This is a genomic window from Colwellia hornerae (assembly GCF_007954355.1).
Taxonomy (GTDB): Bacteria; Pseudomonadota; Gammaproteobacteria; order Enterobacterales; family Alteromonadaceae; genus Colwellia_A; species Colwellia_A hornerae.
Genome location: NZ_VOLR01000020.1, coordinates 1 through 14998, shown reverse-complemented (window position 1 = coordinate 14998; position 14998 = coordinate 1). Strand labels below are relative to the sequence as shown.

Annotated in this window: 13 protein-coding genes and 1 tRNA gene; 9 read left to right on the top strand and 5 right to left on the bottom strand. The window is 36.8% G+C overall.

The genetic code is table 11. From position 1 onward, the window contains the following. The first annotated feature begins 10 nt into the window (after positions 1–10). The 3 genes from ESZ26_RS13940 to ESZ26_RS13930 all read left to right on the top strand — a co-directional run bounded on the left by ESZ26_RS13940 (position 11) and on the right by ESZ26_RS13930 (position 4196). Entirely contained in the window at positions 11–568 is a 558-nt protein-coding gene (locus tag ESZ26_RS13940) for a phosphoribosyltransferase (protein WP_146800083.1), read from the top strand. An 18-nt stretch (positions 569–586) separates the two neighbouring features. Next, on the top strand, positions 587–1693 hold the full coding sequence (locus tag ESZ26_RS13935) for a hypothetical protein (protein WP_146800082.1): 1107 nt from the start codon (positions 587–589) through the stop codon (positions 1691–1693). Between the two features lie 271 nt (positions 1694–1964). Next, positions 1965–4196 carry an NADP-dependent isocitrate dehydrogenase gene (locus ESZ26_RS13930; protein ID WP_146800081.1) on the top strand — a complete coding sequence of 744 codons (2232 nt, stop codon included), beginning with the start codon at positions 1965–1967 and terminating at the stop codon, positions 4194–4196. 92 nt (positions 4197–4288) lie between these two features. Here the strand turns inward: ESZ26_RS13930 and ESZ26_RS13925 are convergent, their stop codons facing one another. Continuing rightward, entirely contained in the window at positions 4289–4525 is a 237-nt protein-coding gene (locus ESZ26_RS13925; protein ID WP_146800080.1) for an RNA recognition motif domain-containing protein, read from the bottom strand. 309 nt (positions 4526–4834) lie between these two features. On the opposite strand from ESZ26_RS13925, the gene icd reads away from it, so the two are divergent. The 3 genes from icd to ESZ26_RS13910 all read left to right on the top strand — a co-directional run bounded on the left by icd (position 4835) and on the right by ESZ26_RS13910 (position 8041). Continuing rightward, complete coding sequence (gene icd / locus ESZ26_RS13920; RefSeq protein WP_146800079.1) at positions 4835–6085, top strand: NADP-dependent isocitrate dehydrogenase; 1251 nt, start codon at positions 4835–4837, stop codon at positions 6083–6085. 136 nt (positions 6086–6221) lie between these two features. Continuing rightward, positions 6222–6563, top strand: coding sequence for a cold shock domain-containing protein (locus ESZ26_RS13915; protein ID WP_146800078.1), 342 nt, complete (start codon positions 6222–6224; stop codon positions 6561–6563). A gap of 236 nt (positions 6564–6799) precedes the next feature. Next, the gene (locus ESZ26_RS13910; protein ID WP_146800077.1) at positions 6800–8041 is read left to right on the top strand and encodes a tyrosine-type recombinase/integrase; all 1242 of its coding nucleotides are present in this window, start codon (positions 6800–6802) and stop codon (positions 8039–8041) included. A 77-nt stretch (positions 8042–8118) separates the two neighbouring features. Here the strand turns inward: ESZ26_RS13910 and ESZ26_RS13905 are convergent, their stop codons facing one another. Genes ESZ26_RS13905 through yejK form a run of 4 tightly spaced genes read right to left on the bottom strand, consistent with a single transcriptional unit; the run spans position 8119 to position 11992 of the window. Then, a complete protein-coding gene (locus tag ESZ26_RS13905; RefSeq protein ID WP_146800076.1) occupies positions 8119–8949 on the bottom strand; it encodes a M23 family metallopeptidase in 831 nt (276 codons plus the stop codon). Continuing rightward, entirely contained in the window at positions 8942–9820 is an 879-nt protein-coding gene (locus tag ESZ26_RS13900; protein WP_146800075.1) for a 6-carboxytetrahydropterin synthase, read from the bottom strand. The genes ESZ26_RS13905 and ESZ26_RS13900 overlap by 8 nt, the downstream gene beginning before the upstream one ends. Positions 9821–9839: 19 nt before the next feature. After that, positions 9840–10886, bottom strand: a complete 1047-nt coding sequence (gene pyrC, locus ESZ26_RS13895; protein WP_146800074.1) for a dihydroorotase — start codon at positions 10884–10886, stop codon at positions 9840–9842. A gap of 29 nt (positions 10887–10915) precedes the next feature. After that, entirely contained in the window at positions 10916–11992 is a 1077-nt protein-coding gene (gene yejK, locus ESZ26_RS13890) for a nucleoid-associated protein YejK (RefSeq protein ID WP_146800073.1), read from the bottom strand. A gap of 79 nt (positions 11993–12071) precedes the next feature. Here yejK and ESZ26_RS13885 point away from each other — a divergent pair, with 79 nt between their 5' ends. The 3 genes from ESZ26_RS13885 (at position 12072) to ESZ26_RS13875 (ending at position 14221) form a co-directional block, all read left to right on the top strand. Next, positions 12072–12284, top strand: a complete 213-nt coding sequence (locus ESZ26_RS13885; RefSeq protein ID WP_146800072.1) for a YejL family protein — start codon at positions 12072–12074, stop codon at positions 12282–12284. A 64-nt stretch (positions 12285–12348) separates the two neighbouring features. Next, the gene (locus tag ESZ26_RS13880) at positions 12349–14046 is read left to right on the top strand and encodes a DUF3413 domain-containing protein (RefSeq protein ID WP_146800071.1); all 1698 of its coding nucleotides are present in this window, start codon (positions 12349–12351) and stop codon (positions 14044–14046) included. A 98-nt stretch (positions 14047–14144) separates the two neighbouring features. Next, positions 14145–14221: transfer RNA gene (locus ESZ26_RS13875), tRNA-Pro, on the top strand. Positions 14222–14998: the final 777 nt, after the last annotated feature.

Here is a 14998-nt window from a genome sequence, read left to right as displayed (position 1 = left end):
AACAACCACTATGAATAAAAAATTTATTACCGCACAAGAATTACTAGAAGATTCTTTTAGACTGGCCGCAAAAGTCTTTGAAGATGGTTTTCGTCCACAATTTATCATAGGTATATGGCGTGGTGGAGCGCCTGTTGGTATTGCTGTTCAGGAGTATTTTGATTTTAAAAATATTGAAACAGATCATATCGCTGTCCGTACCTCTTCTTACTACGGCATTAACCAACAAAGTAAAGAAATTAAAGTCCATGGTTTGCATTACATTATAGAAAATGCCAATGCAACTGATGGTTTGTTGATTGTTGACGATGTTTTTGATTCAGGTCGTAGTATTGATGCGTTAATAAAACAACTTAAAAAATTAGCCCGTAATAACATGCCAACTGATGTTCGCATTGCTTGTCCTTGGTATAAGCCAACCAATAACGTGGTTGATATTAAACCGGACTATTATGTTCACGAGTCTGATGAATGGTTGGTCTTTCCACATGAGTTGTCAGGATTAACACAAGAAGAAATTGCTGAAGGCAAATCTGACCTTACCAATATATTACACCTTTTAAAATAATTACAGGTTGAGTTGTTAATGAAGCTGCTACCCTTTATAGCTATCTATCTCTCTGCTTTTACTGTGCTTGCTGATAATAACATTCATCAGCAAGTTACTTTAAAGGGAAAGTGGCTGGTAGAAGCTGATCAGCAAGTTATGTTCGATCCTCAAACTTCCGCGTTAAAGCTATGGCGCGGCAAGTTGCTTACTCTCTCTGATGGTTCAGCTGATAAGTCTCAGCAGAAACAATTGCATATTATTGAGCCCACGAGTGGCTTAGTCGAAGAAAAATCAATGCTTATGACCATGTCTAGTCAGGTAAAAGCCAGCTGTTTTTCCTCATATCTAGCAGGTGAGCCCGATTTTGAAGCTTTAGCGGTTGACCCTAACAATGATAAAGTTTTCATTATAGTGACCGAAGATGCCCGTAATGGCGATGAACTTTCATCGGCATGTCAACAACGCTTTCAACATACTGGCTCGACCAAATACCCAACTCTAATTGTGAGATTAGCGCTTGATGATAATAATATATTATCAATGACAGATGTTAGACCCTTACAATTTGACGCAAGTTATAACGTGGGTGATTTTTCTAATGATGGTATTGAGGGACTGGCTTTTGGTAAGAACAACACTTTATACCTTGGCTTAGAAAAAGACAGTAAAGGTTTAGCTCGTATCTTTTCGTTGCTATTAGACGACAATTTTTGGGCGACTGATGAATTTGCCCCAGTCATTGATACTGAGGTTTTATTACCGACATTTAGTCAGGGTAATCACCCTATAAATGGTATGGACTATCTACCGAAAGATAATCACCCTGGTTATATCATTGCTGCCGCTAGGAATGATGATCAATTATGGATTATCGACCTGGCAAAGGAACAGCCAACAAAAGTTATTGCGATGAACTTTTTAGCTCCAGTGAATGCTAAAAATAACGAATGCAGTGATTGGGAGCCTATCGGTAATACTTCACTAGAAGGCGTTGCAGTGGCGAATAATAATATTTGGCTAATCAATGACCCATGGAAAGCCCATTATATAGAGAATGCAAAGTGTCCGGCAAACGATGATAAATACAAAACTTTTTCGCCCTTATTGTTTTCGATAGCGATTGATAAAGGTTGGTTAGAATAAATAATCGCTATATATACAACATAGTTATTTGTAATTATAGCCATATTGTTTACGAAGCTTACTTGAAGGTTTATAATACTCAGGTTAACCAGTGGTGCAGCCACTGGTTTTTTATGTCTGCATTAACTCAGGCACATATATCGCGAATAAATAGTCAGAATTTTTTAATACGCTTTAGCGTTCTCGCGGAAAAATTAATAGTAATAGAGTGATAAATAATGCCAGTAAGCGGTGTTTTCACTTTATTAGGCAATTAGCAATAGGAAAGTAAATGAGCTCAGATTCAACAAAAATAATTTATACGATTACCGATGAAGCGCCTGCATTGGCGACTCACTCTTTATTACCAATTATTCAGGCATTTACGGCTTCTTCAGGTATTAACGTTGAAACGCGTGATATTTCACTTGCGGCCCGTGTATTAGCGAACTTTCCAAAATACTTAACTGCACAGCAACGTGTCAGTGATGCTTTATCAGAATTAGGCCTGTTAGCTAAAACACCAGAAGCTAACATCATTAAATTACCTAATGTTTCAGCTTCAATACCACAGTTAGAAGCGGTAATTAAAGAGCTTCAAGCTAAAGGTTATAACTTACCTAACTATCCAGCTGAACCACAAAATGAAGCAGAACAGTCAATCAAGCTTACTTATGCAAAAGTTTTAGGCTCTGCGGTTAACCCTGTTTTACGTGAAGGTAACTCAGACCGACGTGCGCCTAGCTCAGTTAAACAATATGCACGTAAAAACCCGCATTCTATGGGTGCTTGGTCAAAAGATTCAAAATCACATGTTGCTCATATGTCAGCGGGTGACTTTTACGGTAGTGAAAAATCAACCACTATCGATGGCAAAACCAATGTAAAAATTGAATTTGTAGCTGAAAATGGCGTAGTCACTTTATTAAAAGAGCACTTACCATTATTAGACAAAGAAATTATCGATGCGGCAGTAATGAGTAAAGCAGCATTAATTGAGTTCTACGAAACACAAACGGCTAAAGCTAAAGAAGAGGGCGTTCTACTTTCTCTTCATTTAAAAGCAACCATGATGAAAGTTTCAGACCCAATCATGTTTGGTTATGCAGTAAAAGTTTTCTATAAAGATGTTTTTGAAAAGCATGCCGCTATTTTTGAACAACTTGGTGTCGATGCTGATAATGGTATTGGCGATGTTTATGCAAAAATATCTCGTTTACCCAGTGAAAAACAAAAAGAAATAGAAGCCGATTTAGCCGCTGTATATGCCACTCGTCCAGAAGTTGCTATGGTTGATTCAGATAAAGGTATTACTAATTTCCATGTACCAAGTGATGTGATTATTGATGCTTCAATGCCTGCTGCTTTAAGAGCTTCAGGTATGATGTGGGATCGTGATGGCAACCAGAAAGATACTAAGTTTATGATCCCTGATCGTAACTACGCCGGTGTTTTTTCAGCAGTTGTCGATTTTTGTCGTCAAAACGGTGCATTCAACCCAACAACCATGGGTACAGTACCAAACGTAGGTCTAATGGCACAAAAAGCTGAAGAATACGGTTCACATGACAAAACATTCACCATGACAGGCAAAGGTTCTGTTCGTGTTGTTAATGACAACGGCGAAACCTTGTTAGAGCATAACGTTGCTCAAGGTGATATTTGGAGAATGTGTCAGGTCAAAGATGCACCGATTCAAGACTGGGTTAAACTTGCCGTTACTCGCGCTAAAGCCACTAATGTACCTACTGTTTTCTGGTTAGATGAAAATCGTGGCCACGATGCCGAAATGATTAAAAAGGTAAATACTTATTTAGCTGACCATGACACGACAGGTTTAGATATTCAGATATTAGAGCCGGTTAAAGCCTGTGAGTTTACCTTAGCGCGTACCGCTAACAGTGAAGATACTATTTCAGTAACGGGTAACGTTTTACGTGATTACTTAACTGATTTATTTCCAATTTTAGAATTAGGTACCAGCGCTAAAATGCTTTCAATTGTGCCATTAATGAATGGCGGCGGCTTATTTGAAACAGGTGCAGGCGGTTCAGCACCTAAGCATGTTCAACAATTTGAGAAAGAAAATCATTTACGTTGGGATTCTTTAGGTGAATTTTTAGCACTTGCTGCTTCTTTAGAACATGTAAGCGTTCATACCAAGAATAACAAAGCACAAGTACTTGCTGATACTCTAGATTCGGCAACAGGTAAGTTCCTCGATGAAAATAAATCACCATCTCGTCGAGTAGGTGAATTAGATAACCGTGGCAGCCATTTTTATCTTGCTATGTACTGGGCACAAGCACTTGCTGAGCAAACAAATGATGAAGAGTTAAAAGCGAGTTTTACTGCTATTGCTCAAGCATTAACTAAGCAAGAAGCTAAAATTATTGCTGAATTAAATGCTGCTCAAGGTCCGTCAATGAACATCAACGGTTATTACTATGCTGATGTTGAACTCGCACGTAAAGCGATGCGCCCAAGCGAAACGTTTAATACTATATTGTCTAGCTTACTGTAACGGAACATTCGTTACGTTATAAAGATAAAAAAGGCTGAGTATCTTAATAGATACTCAGCCTTTTTATTGAACACTAATAATAGTCATTAGTCTTACTTAGATATTTTAACTCTAATTCTATTACTACCAATTCTAGTTTCGTGTAATGCTTTAATGGCTTTTTTAGCTTCTGCTTCATTAGGCATTGCCACAAAAGCAAAACCTTTAGATTTTCCAGTTGCTTGGTCTAAAACTAAAGTACATTCGGTGACACCACCATGAGCTGAAAATAAAATCCGAATTTCTTGTTCGGTTGTAGAGCGAGATAAGTTACGTACTAATAGTTTCATCAACAATCCTAAAAAATAATATTAAAAGTAATTATCTCAAGATAGTTTACTTTCACCAAGCTATTTTATTTCATTAATGGGTATTAATGTCTTTCAAACACATATTTTAAACGCTTGTTTAAAATATTCACCTCAGTTATAGTCAATATCATCTATTCTGTATTAGTGTTGGCGCTCTTTTTCATTTATTTTTAACATTCAAGTGAAGATAACCTATACTAAAATAAGCAGTTTTATCCATAACTCAAACAATATAGCTGTAAAGTTAATACCTGTTAACATTATTGTGCTAAAGAAGAGGAATCATATATGTCTACGAACGTAACAATCCCGACAGAAGGTCAAGCCATAACCTGTGATAATGGGCAACTATGTGTCCCTAACAATCCTATCATCCCATTTATTGAAGGGGATGGTATTGGTATTGACGTAACACCGCCAATGATAAAAGTTGTTAACGCCGCTGTTGAGAAAGCTTATAGCAATGACCGTAAGATCCACTGGATGGAAGTTTATGCCGGTGAAAAAGCGACCCAAGTTTACGATTCAGAAACATGGTTACCTGATGAAACATTAGAAATGTTTAAGCAGTATAAAGTGGGAATAAAAGGGCCGTTAACTACACCTGTAGGTGGTGGCATGCGTTCATTAAACGTAGCACTTAGACAAATTTTAGATCTATATGTCTGCCAACGTCCAGTACAATGGTTCACTGGCGTACCTAGCCCGGTTAAAAAGCCAAGTGAAGTTGATATGGTTATCTTTCGAGAAAATTCAGAAGATATCTACGCCGGTATTGAGTATAAAGCGGGTTCAGACCAAGCTAAGAAAATGATTAACTTTTTAATCGATGAAATGGGTGCTACCAAAATTCGTTTCACCGAGAACTGTGGTATTGGTATTAAGCCGGTATCTAAAGAAGGTACCGAGCGTTTAGTGAGAAAAGCCATTCAGTATGCTATTGATCACGACAGAGAGTCGGTAACTTTAGTACACAAAGGTAATATCATGAAATATACCGAAGGTGCCTTTAAAGAATGGGGTTACCAATTGGCACGTGATGAATTCGGCGCTGACTTTATTGCTGGTGGTCCATGGTGTTCATTAGTCAATCCAAAAACCGGTAAAGAGATCATCATCAAGGATGTTATTGCGGATGCAATGTTACAGCAAATTTTATTACGTCCAGCAGAATATAGTGTTATCGCAACATTGAATTTGAACGGCGATTATATCTCTGACGCACTAGCTGCTCAAGTTGGCGGTATTGGTATTGCACCAGGCGCAAATATGAATGACGACATTGCTATTTTTGAAGCAACACATGGCACAGCACCAAAATATGCCGGTTTGAACAAAGTAAATCCTGGCTCTGTTATTTTGTCTGCTGAGATGATGTTAAGACATATGGGTTGGGTTGAAGCGGCTGATTTATTACTTAAAGGTATGTCAGGTGCTATTAACGCTAAAACAGTAACTTATGATTTTGAACGTTTGATGGATGGTGCAACACTCGTTACATGTTCAGAGTTTGGTGATTGTATTATTGACCATATGTAATATTATTAACATGATGATATTGTGAAAGGATCAGTCGGACCAAGTTCGACTGATCCTTTTTTAATGATAATCATAGTGATATTTATCCTCAAACAAACTTTAATAGTTTATAACCAACATTTATAACGGAATCGTAATGCACAAAGGACAGTTAACCAGCTGGAAAGATAATAAAGGCTTTGGATTCATTCAATCGAGTGAGCTAACCAAAGATACCTTTATTCATATATCATCATTAAAAGAGATGAGTAGAAAACCTAAAGTAGGTGATTTAATTTACTTTGAAGTTGAAGAGCAAGCTAACGGTAAAAGCAAAGCCGTTAATTGTCGTATTGAAGGTGTTGAAACTAAAGTTAGACAAGAAAACAAACCTCGTATTTACCGAAGTACTTCAGCCGTTAAAAGTAAACTTGTCTTAATAGTCGTGCTAATAGGTATTGCTGTTTTTGCATTTCAACATTTAGGGCTAGCGGCATAAGTTTAAAACAACGTTCGTAATTTATAGCGTTGCTAGACGACAAGTGTATGAAATGAATAAGAGTAGATTAAGACTAAAATAGCAATTCAGAAATTTTTAATTCTACGAGCAATTACGGGGAGCACTTCCCTAGATTCCATATACCTCACTATGTCCGATACTCTTCAGTATTGGACATAGTGAGTATAATGGTTTAGACTGCCTTTATACGTGCTATCTACTTGGTTTTCAAAATAATGTTGTTAAATAAACCTGTTCCTTTATATCCACCATATATTGATTTGTGTGATTTTGATTTTGATGACTATCCAGAGTTAGATAAAATATTCTCATCAAATGAACCTTGGTGGCTTGAACAATTTGATTGGGGGAAAGTTTTCCTTACTTATATAGGTAGAAATAAATCTACACATACTTATGACCGATTTAGAAATGACGTTGAACGTTTTCTTTTGTGGTCATTTATTGAAAAGAAAAAACCAATAGATCAATTACGTAAATCAGACTTACTTGAATATGCTGACTTTTGTTGGCAGCCACCAGTTACTTGGATTGGTACATCAAATCAAGAACGTTTCAAAATATCTAATGGCTATTCATTGGCTAATGAACTTTGGTTCCCATATAAAATCCAAGCACCTAAAAGTCTAAAATCTGAATATATCATTGATAAGAAAAAATATCGTCCATCACAACAAACACTTTCATCAATGTTTACCGCAATTATCGTTTTCTACAACTATTTAATGGCTGAGGATTTTTGCATTGGTAATCCCGCACAAATAGCAAAAAAAGATTGCCGACATTTTATAATCGACTCTCAAGTTAAAGAAGTTAAACGTTTAACCGCTAGCCAATGGCAATATGTTTTAGATACAGCCGTTGAAATGGCTGATGAAAACCCATTATTTGAACGAAACTTATTTGTTATTTCTGCATTAAAAACCCTCTTTTTAAGGATTTCTGAGCTATCGGATCGTCCAAATTGGTCACCTACCATGGGACACTTTTGGCAAGATGATGATGAAAATTGGTGGCTTAAAGTTTTTGGAAAAAGCCGTAAATTACGTGATATCACGGTTCCTCTTGATTTTTTACCTTTTTTAGAGCGTTACCGCTCTTCCCGAGGTTTATTAGGCTTGCCATCAAGTAATGAAAATTCAATCCTTGTTGAGAAAATTCGTGGCCAAGGTGGTATGACATCACGACATTTGCGCCGTTTAGTTCAAAGTGTTTTCGATCAAGCACATGAAAATATGCGCAGATCTGAAGGTGAAAATAAGGCATTAAAATTGAAAGAAGCTTCTGCCCATTGGTTAAGGCATACCGGTGCAAGTATGGAAATTGAACGCGGGCGACCTCTTAAAGATATTTCAGAAGATCTTGGTCATGCAAGTATGGCGACCACCGATACGGTATATGTTCAAAGTGAAAATAAGAAACGTGCTGAAAGTGGTAAAAAACGACAGGTTAATTAACCCTACACTCATTTATTTGTATAACTTACTATCGATTTAATAAATGAATGTAGACCTTAATATAGCGTTAATATTTTCTATTTAATTGGAACAGCTCTTAACGCTAAAGCGGGATCTAAACGCATATTAAACCAATTAATACGCCAATCTAAATGAGGACCGGTTGCTCGACCACTTGAGCCAACGGCGGCAACAACTTGTCCTTTTTTAACTTCATCACCCGTTTGAACGTAAGATTTACTTAAATGTAAAAAACTAGAAGTAATTCCATGACCGTGGTCAATTATCATAGTACCACCTGAATAAAACATATCAGGCACAAACATTACCACAGTGCCCGCTGCTGGAGCTTTGACTGGATCGCCTGTTTTTCCTGCGTAATCTAAACCAAAATGAGGTCGTTTAGGTACGCTATTAAAAACCCGTTGGCTTCCATAGACACCAGTAATAATACCTTTTATCGGTGCGATAAAACCTTTTGAAAAATCAGTTTTATCACTTAAGGTTTTCCTCGCTGCACTTACTTGCGCGCTATCTTGTTGAGAACGAGTAACCGCTTTTGGATTTGGGTTCATTATTTTTTTGGCTATGCCTTCAATACGTTGTATATCGTATTGACGCTTTGCTGGTGTTAAAGACTTTAGTTCTTTGTCACCATTTGGCTGAGTGATCACTAATTGATGGGTTTTTTCATCATCGCGGCCAAAACCAAAAACATAATCGCCATGCTCAGATAAAGGCAGCACTTTACCGTCAAAAGTAACGATATTATTATTAGCCGTTTTACCTATGACCAAAGCGCCCTGCTTTATTTCTCCTGAAAGCTTAATATCAGCAACCGCGTTTTGGCTAAAGAAGAAACTGCTTAAACATAAGACTATCAGTTTAATGTTTTTAGCATTAAGCATTTGCAATAGCACCTTTACCAACACCTTCAAAGGCAACAACTGTTACTTCACCTTGATTATCAGCCACTAATTGTCTGGCAATAAAGTCGGCTAAAAGCTCTACGGTTGAGTCACAATCGACAACGTCTAGTACTTTATTCTCAACGGCAATGTCAAAACGACCTTGTGGCGCAGTGTAAGAAAAGTAGTGGTGATCGGACGTCAAATTGTGCTGAGCAAAATTTGACAGTTCAATATCTGCTTTTTCTACACGATCAACATCTGATGCAATATAAATATCTTGCCAACGTAAACACCACGCTTTTTCTAATGCAGCGACCCGTTGACCTTTTTGTAAGATATGAATAGTTGAACGGTGACCATGAGCAATACGCTGACAATTTCCGTCATGTAATTTTAAGCCATGGGTGTAATGATAATAATCGCCACTAATATTCTCTGGTCGAAGTGTTAACTTAAGCCCTTGAACATTCTGCGGTAATTGCTCAAGAATTATGGCGGTTAAATGCCCAGTAACTGATGTTACATCAATCGTATCGCTAATAATTTTCGCAAAAGCACATTTTGGTGACTGCAAATAGTAACTGGCACGCTCACTGATAAAATCAACGTATTCGTGGTTTTCCTGATGTAATGAATCAGTCACGGTAATACATTCGTTTTTCATCGGTAATAATAATTTATGATCGACAGCATCATCAATAATGGCTTTAATTTGCTTTTTAACCACAGCAAAATCAAGCACCATGCTCATTTCATTAAGAGCACCATCAAGTAATACATCAACGATCCAACTCTCGCCGACTATGCCTCGTTCCGGGCAACAGTATGAAAAATCAATGACGGTTAAATCATTTACAAATAATTGCATTATTACTTCCTATTCAAATCTAGTCTTTTACTTGCCAAGCAATAGTATCGTTAGCACGGATAGGCACAACAACATCTTTACCAAACGACATCGTCGCTGGCACATGCCATTGGGCTTTCTCTAAAGTTATTTTGTCGTTATTAACGGGTAAATTATAAAATGCTGGACCATGTAAACTTGCAAAGCCTTCTAATTTATCCAAGGCCCCTGCTGCTTCAAATGCTTCAGCATAAAGCTCAATTGCGGCATGAGCCGTATAAGATCCCGCACAGCCACAAGCAGATTCTTTGGCATTTTGTGGGTGAGGAGCAGAATCGGTACCTAAGAAAAACTTAACACTACCACCGGTTGCTGCAGCAATTAACGCTTGTTGATGAATGTTGCGTTTCAAAATAGGTAAACAATAGTAATGAGGGCGAATACCACCGACTAACATATCGTTACGATTAAATAATAAATGATGAACAGTTATTGTGGCCGCTACGTTGTTGCCCGCTTGTTCAACAAATTCAACCGCATTTTTAGTAGTAATATGTTCTAAAACTATTTTTAAGTCAGTATATTTTGCCACCAAAGGCGTTAAAATAGTATCGATGAATATCGCTTCACGATCAAAAATATCAATGTGGCTGTCTGTTACTTCACCGTGAATCAATAATGGCATACCCACTTCTTGCATTGCTGCCAGCACATCAGCAATATTATCAACATTGGTAACACCAGAAGATGAGTTTGTCGTTGCTCCAGCAGGATACAACTTAGCAGCAAAAACAATACCCGTCGCTTTAGCGTCGAATATTTCTTGGGCTGTTGTTTTATCCGTTAAATAGAGCACCATTAATGGTTGAAACGTGGTGTTTTGTGTCGAGCCATTAACATTAGCGGCCATAATACGTTGATGATATTGTGTCGCTAATTCAGCATTGGTAACGGGTGGAACTAAATTTGGCATAATAATCGCACGGCCAAAGTAACGACTAATATCAGGAACTGTGGTTGTTAATGCTTCGCCATCGCGTAAATGTACATGCCAATCGTCTGGGCGAGTAATGGTTAATGTTGTCATTTTTATACCTATAAATTTGTTTATAAACTTTAAAATTCTGTATTTTCAGATTGATGAGCTTCTTGCTCTTGTTTATCAGCTGTTTGCAATAACGCTAATAATTGGTCTTTTAAATTTGGTGGCACTTTATAGATAGTAATGCTGTCATTTGCTGCATTATAAATGACATCTTCACCAAAGTGGCTGCGTTCAAAGCTCAAACTAATACCGTTACCATAGCCTGAGTACTTAGTGACTTTGTTAACAACTGTTTGATCATGTGGAAAAGATTCTTCAAGCGGATAAGATTGCTCTTGACAAAATTGATGAAAATCTTGAGTGGCGCCCTCTTGCTTGATCACTTGCCCTATCTCTTGAATTGAGACATCTTGAGCGGCACTTTTTTGCTCTTTACAGTAACTCAATAACTCTTTGCGGGTATTCTGCTTCTCTGTCGCATCAAGTTGATTAACGGCAACATAGTCTTCAACAGCCTGCACTAATGTTTGAGTTTGTTCTTTGGAATTTAAGCCTTCTTCACAACCTAAAAAGTCTAAAAAGAAATCTGAAACAACACGACCCGCTCTACCTTTAATAAACGAAACGTACTTATTACCTTGTTGATTTTCTTTATAATCAAATAAATCAATACGCGCAGCTAATTGCATACGCGCAGTATCGAGATGTTTGTCAGCAGAGATATTTAATTCACCATCAACAGAGTAATGTTCAGAAACAGGGATCACTGTAGCAAGTAAATAACGCCCGCCCATATATTCATAATGACAAACAACCAGGTAGCCTGTTTCAGCTAGGTTATATTTTTCCAATTCATTTTTTAATAAATTAGCCGCTTGACTACTAAAAGCATAAAAACTTTGTGAGTCACCTAAATAGCTTTCCATTATATCAATAAAACGGGCAGCGTCTCCTGCTGCTGGCATGGTGGTAAAATGTCCGTAAGCTTTACTAGCCTTAGCATTATAGATTTTATGCAGTCCATCAACAAAGTTTTCAATCTTATTGCTGATTTCGATAGATTCTGGCCCTAAACGCAGTACAACTTCACCGGTTTCTTCTTTTTTAGTTAAAAAATGTAGGGCAATGTTTGAAATAATTAAGCTCATAGTTAAAGGCCAGTTTTATATTGTTCAGGCATTTGATAAACTTGTACTAATCTATCAAATAACCTATTAAGTAGTTAAGATGCCTATTGTATCCAAGTATTCCAATGAACGTGTAGAAAAAATTATCCAAGATTTGCATGATGTTTTAGTTAATGAGTCTGCAACCCCTGATCTAGCGCTAATGTGCTTAGGAAATACCTTAACAGAAATTATTAATAAAAATATTCCAGAAGCGAAAAGAGCTGATATTGTAACCAATTTCACCAATGCTTTAAAAAAATCAGTCCTATAATTATCACTATATTTATAAAATATAGTGCTGATAAACTAAAATAATAAGAGAATGATAATTTACTATGGTTGCATTTGACTCAAAAACGTATAGCAAGCGCCTGTTACACCTGATCAGTTGGAGCCATTGGTTCACTTTTTTTAATATAATTGCTGCCATTGGATTATCATCTTTTTATATTTTTAGCGAAGGTGGTCCGGAGACATTTCTTGGCCAATTTTATTTAATCACTACTTGGTTTAGTCATATGGGATTTTTAACCTTTATGACTTTTGTTTTAATATTATTCCCGATCACCTTAATATTTCCACATACCCGTTTTATCCGGGCAACAGCCTCGGTGGTCTTTACCCTGCAATTATTAATATTGCTACTAGATGCTTATATATATAACAGTTTGGGTTACCATCTAAATGCTTCGTCAAGTGCACAAATTGTTGATTTAATTAGCACACAAATTCAGCATAACAGTCGTATCTTTTGGTTTGTAAGTATTTTACTAACCTTGGTTATCTTGGCATTCGAATTAATTCTGAGTAATTATGCGTGGAAACATTTAAGAGACTTACAAAAAGTTGTGCTCGCCAAGTTTGTTGTTATCGGTTTAGTCTGTTCTTTTTTCTTTAGTCACTTATTACATATTTGGGCTGATGCGAACTTAGAATATGATATTTTAAGACAAGACACTGTATTACCTTTGTCGTACCCATCGACCGCAAAAACATTACTTACCAAATACGGTATGTTTGATCGTGAAGCCTATATCGAACGGACAACAAGCCCACTAGCCTTTACCAATGCTATTCCTCAATACCCGCTGTTGAGCGAAGCGTGTGTTTCCCAAACACCAACACAAAAATCAGTATTTATGGTGGTTAACGATGTAACGTTAACTGATAAGCAGATCAAGCAATTTAAACAGAGAAATAGCCAAAATCAGTTAACACTCGAACATCATATTGATAATGCTTTACCAAAAAACGCTTGGTTTAATTTGTTTTACAGCTTGCCAAGTATTTATCAAGAAGGGTTGGAAAAACAAAATGCTATTCCTTTGTTATTTCAATTAATAGAAAGAAATAAGTTAGCCAGCTCGTATACAATGATCCATGGCAATGAAAAGATAAAAAATGCGCTAACGCCTGATTCACAAGGGTTTGAACATTTATTTAACCAGCAAACAATACTTGATAATATTTCAACATTAGTCTTTGCTGATAAACTTAATAGTTTACCTGCGGGATTACATTTATTTTATTTTGCTGACAGTAATACTTACCAATTTGAATTGTTTATGGATGCACTCTTGCTCGCACAAAAAACAAAACAAACTAAAGACATTATTTGGATCACCTCCGTTGGCAATAAAACGAAAGCGACTAGTTTAGCTATCAAACCTTCGTTGCTGATCTTACCTGAAAGTGAAAGTAAAACAGTGAGCCATTTAACCAGTCATATGGATGTTCAGCCAACACTGATGCATCAATGGTTAAACTGTGACATTGATGAAAAAACCTATAGTAACGGCAAGGATGTGCTGAAGTTAACTAAGGACCGTATTATTGCCAACACTATGGATGATGGCATGATGGTATTTAGTAAAGATAAATCGGTGTTTATTGACCAAAATGGTAACTTTCAAAGTTACTCACGACAATTAGCCGCTCCGATAATGGTTAACTCAGATTTTCCATTAATGATAGATGGGGTCAACTTTATTAAACAATTTAGTAAACAGGCAGAGATATTGAGCAATAAATAAACTAACAGATTGATTTTCAGTATTTTATATTGCAATCAGTGATTAAACCATTATTATACCAACAGTAAACAAATTAACCCTCTTAATGTTTACTGATTCGGGGTATAGCGCAGCTTGGTAGCGCGTGCGTCTGGGGGACGTGAGGTCGCAAGTTCGAATCTTGCTACTCCGACCACATTTAGTATTATGAATCAGCCACTTAGTAATAGTCGACATGACTGTTCAAGTGGCTTTTTTGTGCCTGGGTAACTTATAGGTAACCACAGAAATAAACTTAGAACAAATATACATATACTATTTTAACCTCTTACTATACCAGTCTATTTCTCACCCAATTTAAGTATTAACCAATAACCTTCCTTGTTAACGTAACAATAATATTGAAAGTGAAGTTGTCGATATGGTTGCAGTTAACCATCAGCAGCAACAGATGGAGTAATATTAAGCTGTCAAAATAGAATAACAGCTTATTTCTTAGGGGATTATTTTTAGAGATAGCTGTACTTATGTGTACTTATCAAAATCAGGTTAATTAAATTTCAGCTGTACTTACTTCTATTTTACTATCAGCTTATTTATAACTATGGGGGGGACTAGTAAATAACCTACATCGCTTAAAGGAAGTACTTGTGTCGTAAAAAATGCAGCTACATTTCAATATAGCAAGTGTGTATATGAATGTGCTTAATTGGGTGATATTTTCAATAAAAAACTTGAAGATACAGCTAGTATAGGCCTACCCTTAAAGCCTTAACACTGAACGTCGCACCATGAGCAGAAATCGGACACTACTTAGCTGTTCAATGCATACGCTGCCGAAGGGAGGTAAGGGTATAGCTAACGACACCTGCCTCTAGAACTTGATCTCATATACATTATCTCCTCACTTAATTTAGGAGATAAGCATGAGAATATCGCGTAGCCAAGAGCAATGGCAAACCATCATTGAAGA

What these genes read in the sequence shown, in the direction of transcription:
- yejK (WP_146800073.1), bottom strand. Translation starts at nt 11,992, where the DNA reads ATGAGCTTAATTATTTCAAACATTGCCCTACATTTTTTAACTAAAAAA.
- ESZ26_RS13935 (WP_146800082.1), top strand. Translation starts at nt 587, where the DNA reads ATGAAGCTGCTACCCTTTATAGCTATCTATCTCTCTGCTTTTACTGTG.
- ESZ26_RS13940 (WP_146800083.1), top strand. Translation starts at nt 11, where the DNA reads ATGAATAAAAAATTTATTACCGCACAAGAATTACTAGAAGATTCTTTT.
- ESZ26_RS13900 (WP_146800075.1), bottom strand. Translation starts at nt 9,820, where the DNA reads ATGCAATTATTTGTAAATGATTTAACCGTCATTGATTTTTCATACTGT.
- ESZ26_RS13905 (WP_146800076.1), bottom strand. Translation starts at nt 8,949, where the DNA reads ATGCTTAATGCTAAAAACATTAAACTGATAGTCTTATGTTTAAGCAGT.
- ESZ26_RS13910 (WP_146800077.1), top strand. Translation starts at nt 6,800, where the DNA reads ATGTTGTTAAATAAACCTGTTCCTTTATATCCACCATATATTGATTTG.
- icd (WP_146800079.1), top strand. Translation starts at nt 4,835, where the DNA reads ATGTCTACGAACGTAACAATCCCGACAGAAGGTCAAGCCATAACCTGT.
- ESZ26_RS13880 (WP_146800071.1), top strand. Translation starts at nt 12,349, where the DNA reads ATGGTTGCATTTGACTCAAAAACGTATAGCAAGCGCCTGTTACACCTG.
- ESZ26_RS13930 (WP_146800081.1), top strand. Translation starts at nt 1,965, where the DNA reads ATGAGCTCAGATTCAACAAAAATAATTTATACGATTACCGATGAAGCG.
- pyrC (WP_146800074.1), bottom strand. Translation starts at nt 10,886, where the DNA reads ATGACAACATTAACCATTACTCGCCCAGACGATTGGCATGTACATTTA.
- ESZ26_RS13885 (WP_146800072.1), top strand. Translation starts at nt 12,072, where the DNA reads ATGCCTATTGTATCCAAGTATTCCAATGAACGTGTAGAAAAAATTATC.
- ESZ26_RS13915 (WP_146800078.1), top strand. Translation starts at nt 6,222, where the DNA reads ATGCACAAAGGACAGTTAACCAGCTGGAAAGATAATAAAGGCTTTGGA.
- ESZ26_RS13925 (WP_146800080.1), bottom strand. Translation starts at nt 4,525, where the DNA reads ATGAAACTATTAGTACGTAACTTATCTCGCTCTACAACCGAACAAGAA.